Origin of the sequence: Caulobacter sp. (assembly GCF_049283275.1) — a bacterium.
Classification (GTDB): Bacteria; Pseudomonadota; Alphaproteobacteria; order Caulobacterales; family Caulobacteraceae; genus Caulobacter.
Genome location: NZ_JBAPVS010000242.1, coordinates 1 through 8,258, shown reverse-complemented (window position 1 = coordinate 8,258; position 8,258 = coordinate 1). Strand labels below are relative to the sequence as shown.

At 67.8% G+C, this 8,258-nt stretch carries 8 protein-coding genes, 1 tRNA gene and 1 pseudogene; 7 read left to right on the top strand and 3 right to left on the bottom strand.

Annotation, left to right across the window (positions count from 1 at the left end):
- A partial coding sequence (locus WAL33_RS13900; protein WP_422182112.1) for an acetolactate synthase large subunit occupies nt 1-898 on the top strand: 898 nt, incomplete at its 5' end.
- 3 nt (nt 899-901) lie between these two features.
- Here WAL33_RS13900 and ggt read toward each other — a convergent pair.
- Nucleotides 902-2,614 carry a gamma-glutamyltransferase gene (ggt, locus tag WAL33_RS13895; protein WP_422182111.1) on the bottom strand — a complete coding sequence of 571 codons (1,713 nt, stop codon included), beginning with the start codon at nt 2,612-2,614 and terminating at the stop codon, nt 902-904.
- A gap of 230 nt (nt 2,615-2,844) precedes the next feature.
- On the opposite strand from ggt, the gene WAL33_RS13890 reads away from it, so the two are divergent.
- A tRNA-Arg gene (locus WAL33_RS13890) sits at nt 2,845-2,921 on the top strand.
- Between the two features lie 113 nt (nt 2,922-3,034).
- On the opposite strand, the gene WAL33_RS13885 is transcribed toward WAL33_RS13890, so the two are convergent.
- Nucleotides 3,035-3,160 (bottom strand): hypothetical protein, encoded by a 126-nt coding sequence (locus WAL33_RS13885; protein WP_422182110.1) that lies wholly within the window; start codon nt 3,158-3,160, stop codon nt 3,035-3,037.
- Nucleotides 3,161-3,204: 44 nt separating this feature from the next.
- Nucleotides 3,205-3,267 (bottom strand): annotated as a pseudogene (locus WAL33_RS13880) (hypothetical protein); the annotation flags it as partial.
- Between the two features lie 274 nt (nt 3,268-3,541).
- Here WAL33_RS13880 and WAL33_RS13875 point away from each other — a divergent pair.
- From WAL33_RS13875 to WAL33_RS13855, 5 genes are all read left to right on the top strand, one after another.
- Nucleotides 3,542-3,862: an STAS domain-containing protein gene (locus WAL33_RS13875; RefSeq protein ID WP_422182109.1), complete on the top strand. Its 321-nt coding sequence runs from the start codon at nt 3,542-3,544 to the stop codon at nt 3,860-3,862.
- The gene (locus WAL33_RS13870) at nt 3,859-4,224 is read left to right on the top strand and encodes a response regulator (RefSeq protein ID WP_422182108.1); all 366 of its coding nucleotides are present in this window, start codon (nt 3,859-3,861) and stop codon (nt 4,222-4,224) included. The genes WAL33_RS13875 and WAL33_RS13870 overlap by 4 nt, the downstream gene beginning before the upstream one ends.
- Nucleotides 4,221-6,194 (top strand): chemotaxis protein CheA, encoded by a 1,974-nt coding sequence (locus tag WAL33_RS13865; protein WP_422182107.1) that lies wholly within the window; start codon nt 4,221-4,223, stop codon nt 6,192-6,194. Before WAL33_RS13870 ends, WAL33_RS13865 begins: the two co-directional genes overlap by 4 nt.
- A 15-nt stretch (nt 6,195-6,209) precedes the next feature.
- Nucleotides 6,210-6,701 (top strand): chemotaxis protein CheW, encoded by a 492-nt coding sequence (locus WAL33_RS13860; protein WP_422182106.1) that lies wholly within the window; start codon nt 6,210-6,212, stop codon nt 6,699-6,701.
- A gap of 20 nt (nt 6,702-6,721) precedes the next feature.
- On the top strand, nt 6,722-8,258 hold a 1,537-nt coding region (locus tag WAL33_RS13855; RefSeq protein WP_422182105.1), incomplete at its 3' end, for a methyl-accepting chemotaxis protein.

Genomic DNA, 8,258 nt, shown 5'->3' with positions numbered 1-8,258 from the left:
CGCCGCCGGGCGGATCGCGGCCACGGGCGTGCGCGTTCTGACCGACACCTTCACCGCCCGCCAGGCGCGCGGCGAAGGCCGCTTCCGTCCCGACAAGCTGGCCTATTTCGGCGAGCAGGCCCTGAAGGACTTGGACGGCGTGGACCTGATGGTGCTGGTCGCCACGGCCGAGCCGGTGGCCTTCTTCGCCTATCCCGACCGACCCAGTGTGCTGGTGCCGGACGGCTGCGCGACCCTGATGCTCAGCGACCGAGGAACCGACGCGGCCGCCGCGCTCGAGGCCTTGGCCCAGGTGCTGGACGCGCCCGTGACCGGATCCGTCGAGCCCTATGCGCCGGCCGCCGCCCCGGCCGGCAAGCTGGACGCCTGGGCGATGGGCGCGGCCATCGCCCGCCACATGCCGACCGGCGCGATCATCTCGGACGACGCGGTGACCGCCGGCCTGCCGATCTTCACCCAGACCCGCAACGCCCGCGCCCACGACTGGCTGTCCCTGACCGGCGGCGCGATCGGCCAGGGCATTCCGCTGGCCCTCGGCGCGGCCGTGGCCTGCCCCGACCGCAAGGTCCTGGCCCTCACGGGCGACGGGGCGGGGATGTACACGGTGCAGGGCCTATGGACGATCGCCCGCGAGAAGCTGGACGTGACCGTGGTGGTGTTCGCCAACCACGCCTATCGCATCCTCGGCATCGAGATGGGCCGCACCGGCGGCGGCGAGCCGGGGCCGGCGGCCTCGCGCCTGCTGGACCTGTCGGATCCGCGCATCGACTGGGTGTCGGTGGCGGAGGGGCTGGGCGTGCCCGCCCTGCGGGTCGAGACGGCTGAGGCCTTCGACGAGGCGATGAGCCGGGCGATGCGCGAGCCGGGCCCGCACTTCATCGAAGCGGCGATGCGCTAGGCGCTACAGCCCCCTGGCCACGCCCTCGCGCCGGGGATCGGCCCCGCCTTCCAGCACCCCGCCCGGCCGCACGATCACGCCGTGCAGGCCCGAGGTCTCGTTCTGGCCGGTCTTGATCGCCACGCCCCGCGCCTGCAGCGCCGCGGTCATCTCGGGTCCGAACTTCTCGACATCGGCCGAGAAGTTGTCGCCCCGGGCCACCAGGTTGGGCAGGTTGATCGCCTCCTGCATCGACAGGCCCCAGTCGAACACCCCGACCATGGCCTTGAGGTTATAGGACAGGATCGCCGAGCCGCCCGGCGAGCCCACGGCGGCCAGGAACTTGCCGCCCTTGTCGAGCACGACGATGGGGACCATCGACGAGCGCGGCCGCTTGCCGCCGGCCACCGCATTGGCGCCCGGCGCGCCGTCGCGGTCGGTGGGCGCGAAGTTGAAGTCGGTCAGCTGGTTGTTGAGGAAGAAGCCGCCGACCATTCGACCCGAGCCGAACACGCTCTCGACCGTAGTGGTCATCGACACCACATTGCCCATCGGATCGACGATGACCATGTGGGTCGTCCCGGCCGGCTCCTGGGTCTTGTCGGGGCCGACGACCGGCGCGCCCTGGGGCTGGCCGTAGCTGGGCGCGGGGCCGGCGGTTTGCCCGATCAGCTTGGCGCGCTGGGCCACATAGGCCGGGTCCAGCAGGCCTTCGACCGGCACCTTCACGAACGAGGGATCGCCCACATAGCGGTCGCGGTCGGCGTACATGACGCGCTCGGCCTCGGCCAGCAGGGTCCAGGCGATCGGATCGCTCGGGCCGCGCTGGGCGATGTCGGTGTGCTCCAGCATCATCAGGGCCTGGATCACCGACACGCCGCTCGACGACGGGTTGGGCACGCAGACGGTGTAGACCTTCCAGGGCCGGCACAGGGCGTCGGCCGAGCGTGGCTTGTAGGTCTTCAGATCGGCCAGGGTCATGCTGGAGGGCAGCTCGCCCTGGTGCAGCCGATCGACGATCCGCTGGGCCAGCGGACCCTCGTAGAGCGCGCTGGGTCCCTTGGCGGCCAGGCTGCGCAGGGTGACGGCGTAAGCCGGGTTCTTCAGGGTGTCGCCGGCCTGATAGCGCTGGCCGTTCGGCTTGGTGAAATAGGCGACTGCGTCCGGGGCCTGGCCCTGGGGGATGCGGGTGCTGTTGATCATGCCGGCCAGGCGCGGGCTGACCGTGAAGCCGCCGTCGGCCAGGCGCTCGGCGTCCTTGAACAGGCTGCTCCAGGCGGCCTTGCCGTGTTCCTTCTGGGCCTGGGCCAGCATGCCCACCGCCCCCGGCACGCCGGTCGATCGGCCCGACAGCACGGCGGTCACGAAGTTCAGCGGCTCGCCGTTGGGACCCAGGAACAGGTCGGGACCGGCCGCCTGGGGCGCTTTCTCACGGCCGTCATAGGCGGTCACCTTGCCGGTCTTGGCGTCGTAAAACACCAGGAACGCCCCGCCGCCCAGGCCCGAGCTCTGGGGTTCGACCAGCCCCAGCACGGCCTGCACCGCCACCGCCGCGTCGGCCGCCGTCCCGCCGTCGCGCAACACCCGCAGGCCCGCCTCGACCGCCAACGGATTGGCCGCCGCCACCATGCCGCTGGGCTTGTAGGCCGGGGCGGGGGCGACCGATGGTCCGGCCTCCGCCGAAAGGGGCGCGCAGCCGGCGATCAGGGCGAGAAGCAACGGAGCGATCAGGCGCATGGCGAACTTTCGTCGAAGGGTCCTGGCCACGGCGGCCCCGGTCATGGAAACGAGGGGCGCGCCGTCGCGATCCCGGCACGGCCAAGGTCGCTCCTCTCAAGAAGGGAGCGGAACCTTGCGGGTCAAGGGCCGCATGCTGTTCTGCACAAACTTCGCGCCATCTGCATCAAAAGGCGCTTGCGTCCCCTGGTCGTCCGGGCTATCTCCCCCGCCTCGCCGAAAGGCAATGCGCGCCCGTAGCTCAGCTGGATAGAGCATCAGACTACGAATCTGAGGGTCGGACGTTCGAATCGTTCCGGGCGCGCCATTTTCTTCCAGGAAAATCAGAGACTTATGGATTTTCGCTCTGCGAGAATTCGTCCGTATGCGGCTGTAGCCGCTGTAAACCGACCCCCGCCGCTGACCTCCCTGGTCAGCGGCCTAGGCCAGAATGGTCTCCAGATCGCCGTGCAGGGTCGCCAACACCTCGCCCTGCTCGTCGCTGATGATCCCAGACCCCAGCGCCCGGTTGCCTCGTATCGAAGTGTCGCCCCACTTGGCGCCCACGGCGCGGCCACGCCCTCACGATTCAATTCGATGGCGATGCGGCGCGGACTCTTGCCGGCGGCGTAGTCGCGGAAGCTACGCCGGACGACCTCGGCCTGCTCCGGAATGATCTCACGCTCGCCGGTAGTGACCTTGGCTAAGCCCCGGCCAAGACGAGTCCAGCACGGCTTAAGGTCCAGCCACGTCGTTGTTGACCAAATTCAGCGCGGTTTGTGGCGTTGGAGATTGTTGCGCCGCCTGAATTGGCCCGTCCATCGCGACAAATTGCCGCCCGCGCTTAGGTTGTTATATTCACACTAACTTAATTGCACCGTCACAAGATAATCCAGGAATAAAAATTCGCATAACGGTGCTATTTAGCTAGTGTGGGGGCTTATGTTATTGCGTAAAGCCAAAAACAACCTGATATCTTTTGTCAATTCTGTGACAGTTGCAAATATTACTCAAGCTTATGATGAGCTTGGAGCCGCGCTGCGACAGGACCGGGCTGTGGTTGTGGACCTTAGCGACGTCGCCGAAACCGATCTGACCTTCGTCCAACTCATTGAGGCCGCGCGTCGCAAGGCCGCCGAGACGGGCTGTGACTTTAAGTTGCGTCACCCCGCTCAGGGAGCGGTGCTTGAAGTACTCGAGCGCGGCGGCTTCCTCGAAGACACGGCGTCCGACCGTGCGAAGTTCTGGCTACAAGGGACGGCCCAATGACCTCGATCCTTACAGTGGACGATTCCGCCAGCATCCGGCAGGCGATCAAGATCGCCCTGAGCGGCGAAGGCTATGCCGTCACCGAGGCGGTGAACGGGCAGGATGGTCTGGATAAGGGCAGCGCCGGCGGCTTTGACCTGATCGTCACCGACCTGAACATGCCGGTCATGGACGGTCTGGAGATGATCCGCGCGCTGCGCCAGCGCCCGGCCGGGGCCGGGGTGCCGATCCTGTTCCTGACCACCGAGTCCGACGCCGAGATCAAGGCGCAAGCGAAAGCCGCTGGCGCGACGGGCTGGCTGACCAAGCCGTTCGATCCCGAACAGCTGGTCCGGGTCGTCAAGAAGGTCCTGGCCAAATGAGCGGTCAGGATCCCGTCGAGATCTTCCGCCAGGAAGCCCAGGAGCTGCTGGAAGAGATCGAACAGGGCCTGCTCGACCTGGCTCATCGAGCCCAGGGGAACGCGGGGGGCGACCGGGATCTGGTCGATGCGGTGTTCCGCGGGCTCCACACGCTGAAGGGCTCGGGCGCCATGTTCGGCTTCGACGCCCTGGCCGCCTTCACCCACCATTGCGAAACCGCCTTCGACCGCGTCCGCAAGGGCGAGGTCGCCGCCACCTCCGAGCTGGTCGGCGCCGTCCTGGCCTGCCAGGACCATATGCGCGCCCTGGCCGAAGGGCGTGCCGCATCAGAAGCCACGGGCGAAGCACTGCTGGCCGAACTGCATCGCGTCGTCGAGGGCGCGGGCCAGGCTGAGCCTGCTGAAACGCCCGCCGCGCCGGAACTCAACACCTGGCGCGTGAAGTTCAGCCTGCCCGCCGACGCCCTGATCAACGGCACCCGGCCCCTGCCGTTGCTGGATGAACTGCGCGAACTGGGCGAATGCACGGTGGTCGCGATCACCGACGCGGTCCCAGCCTTTGACGATCTGGTCGCCACCGAATGCCACCTGGCCTGGGACGTGACCGTTATCACCCCGAACGGCCGCGACGCGATCGAGGATGTCTTCATCTTCGTGATCGACGACATGACCCTGGATATCCAGGAGGTCGCCGCCGCCCAGGCCCAGGTCGTCACACAGGGTGTCGAAACCGTTGTGAGCGTCGGCGCCAATGACGAGTCGCCCGCCGCCAGCGAAGGCCGCAACGCCAAGACCGCCGGCGACACCGTCCGCGTCCCGGCCGAGCGGCTGGACGAGATGATGGACCGCGTGGGCGAACTGGTCATCGCCCAGTCGCGCCTCAAGCAACTGGCCGCTTCCAGCAGCGACATCGCCCTGCGCTCCGTCGCCGAGGAGATCGAGCGCCTGGCGGCCGAGATGCGCGACACCATGATGGTGGTGCGCATGGTGCCGATCGCCCAGCTGTTTGGCCGCTTCCGACGCCTGATCCACGACCTGGCCCGCGACACCGGCAAGACCATCGAACTGTCGACCGAGGGCGAGACCACCGAGCTGGACAAGACGGTGATCGAGCGCCTGGCCGATCCGCTGATCCACCTGATCCGCAACGCGGCCGACCATGGCCTGGAAACCGCCGAGCAACGCCTCGCCGCCGGCAAGCCGGAGACAGGTCATGTCGTGCTCGCCGCCCGCCAGTCCGGCGCCGAGGTGGTGATCACCATTACCGACGACGGTCGCGGCGTGGACCGCGCTCGCGTTCGCGCCAAGGCCGAGGAAAACGGCCTCATCCAACCCGGCCAAGCCCTGAGCGACAACGAGCTGCTGCAGTTGATCTTCGCTCCTGGCTTCTCGACCGCCGCCGCCATCACCAACCTGTCGGGCCGGGGCGTCGGCATGGATGTGGTCAAGCGCACCATCGAGGGCCTGCGCGGCACGATCGAACTCTCCAGCACGCCGGGCGAAGGTTCGGTCGTCTCGCTGCGTATTCCGCTGACCCTGGCGATCATCGACGGCCTGCTGGTGCGGGTCGGGACCGGTCGTTACGTCATCCCGCTGTCCAGCGTCGAGGAATGCGTCGAGCTGTCGGTTGAGCAGGACATGCGCTCGACGGGCCGCAGCCTGATCACCCTGCGCGACCAGCTGGTGCCGTTCATCCGACTTCGCCAGATGTTCGCCACCGGCCAGGCCGCCGATCAGCACCAGAAGATCGTCGTGGTCTCCACCGGCCACGAGCGGGTGGGCCTGGTCGTCGATCAGATCCTCGGCGACCACCAGACCGTCATCAAGGCGTTGTCGGGCTTCCATGCCGAGGTCGGCGCCTTCTCGGGCGCCACCATCCTGGGCGACGGCGGCGTCGCCCTGATCCTGGATATCGGCCACCTGGTGGCCGCCGGCCAACGCCATGACGCGCAACTGCGCGTCGCCAGTTAGGGAAGGGCCCAGGACATGGACATCGACACGCCGATCGAGGCCCTGACCTTCGACCTGCAGGGCGAGACCTTCGCGCTGGAAGCCGGGCTGGTGCGGGAGGTTCTCGACCTGCTGCCCGAAACCGCCGTCCCCGGCGCGGCGGCCTTCGTCGGGGCGGTGATAAATTTCCGCGGCCGGATCATTCCGCTGGTGGACCTGCGCCTGGCCTTCGACATGCCGGCCGGCGAGCCGACCATCGACAGCCGCATCGTCGTCATCGAGTACGAACTCGACGGCGAGGCCACCCTGATCGGCCTGCGCGCCGACAAGGTGCACGAGGTCACCTCGGTCGCCCACGACACCACCGAGGAAGCCCCCCGCGTCGGCATGCGCTGGCGCCCGGATTTCATCCGCCTGCTGGCGCGCCGGAACGGCGACCTGATCATCATCCCCGATCTCGACCAGATCTTCGCCGCGCGGGGCCGTTCGTCAGCCACCGCCACCCCCATCAACGCGCTTCAATCTTGAGCCGGGACCAGACCTTCTCCATGCGTTTCACGATCAAACTCAAGCTCGGCATCGCGTTCGGCCTGCTCATCGCCATGCTGATGGGCGCTACGATCTTCGCCGTGGTCAGCCTCGCCGACCTCAACAACAATCTGAAGTCCGTGCTCTCGGGGCCGGTGGCCCAACTGGCCGACGCCCAGCAATTGAAGACGGCCTTCGTCGAAATGGTGAGGTCGCAAAAGAACCTCATCCTGGCGACGAACCCCGAGAAGATGCGCGGGTACGAGACCGACATCCTCAAGTTCCGCAAGCAGTTCGAAACCCAGCTGGCCGAGTCCACCGCCGCCGCGCCGATCGCCGACAAGGGCAAGTGGGCCGAGCTGCAAGGCGCCTGGGACCAGTACTCGCCAATCGAGGCCGAGGTTCGCAAGCTGGTGATGGACAATCAGACCGCCGAGGCCACCAAGGTCTCGCAGGCGCCGTCGTCCAGCCAGGTCACGGCCGCTCTGCGCAAGACGACCGGTGAGCTGGTCGACCTGCAGAATGACCATTTGAAGGCCGCCGAGGGCGCCGCCGAGAAGGCCTATCAGACCACTCGCAACGTGCTCATCGGCGCGGCCATCGTCGCCCTGATCCTGGCCGGGGCCGCCGCCTGGTGGATCTCCACGACCATCAGCCGTGGTCTGAACAGGGTGGCCGAGGTCGCCGAAGCCGTCGCCATGGGCGACTTGGGCCATCGCGCGACGGTCACCACCAATGACGAGATCAAGGACCTGATCGACACCGTGGGCCGGATGACCGCCAACCTGCGCGCCACCGCCGGCCTGGCCGACCAGATCGCCGACGGCGACCTGACCGCCGAGGCCAAGCCGCTGTCGGACAAGGACGTGCTGGGCCTGGCGCTGCAGCGCATGGTCGAACGCCTGCGCGGCGTGGTGTCCGACGCGGTGTCGGCCTCCGAGAACGTCTCGGCCGGCAGCCAGGAACTTTCGGCCGCCTCCGAGCAAGTCAGCCAGGGCGCCACCGAACAGGCCTCGTCGGCCGAAGAGGCCTCGGCCTCGATGGAGCAGATGGCCGCCAACATCAAGCAGAACGCCGACAACGCCGCCCAGACCGAGAAGATCGCCCGTCAGTCCGCCCAGGACGCCGAAGTTTCGGGTGAAGCCGTCAACCGCGCGGTCGAGGCCATGCGCACCATCGCCGAGAAGATCGCCATCGTTCAGGAGATCGCCCGCCAGACCGACCTGCTGGCCCTGAACGCGGCCGTCGAAGCCGCCCGGGCCGGCGAGCATGGCCGCGGCTTCGCCGTCGTCGCCTCGGAAGTGCGCAAGCTGGCCGAGCGCTCGCAGACCGCCGCCACCGAGATCGGGGCTGTATCTTCGGACACCGTCAAGGCCGCCCAATCAGCCGGGGAGATGCTGACCTCGCTGGTGCCCAACATCCGCAGGACCGCCGAGCTGGTGTCCGAGATCAGCGCCGCCTGCCGCGAGCAGGATGTCGGCGCCTCGCAGATCAACGAAGCCATCCAGCAATTGGACAAGGTCACCCAGCAGAACGCCTCGGCGTCCGAGCAGATGT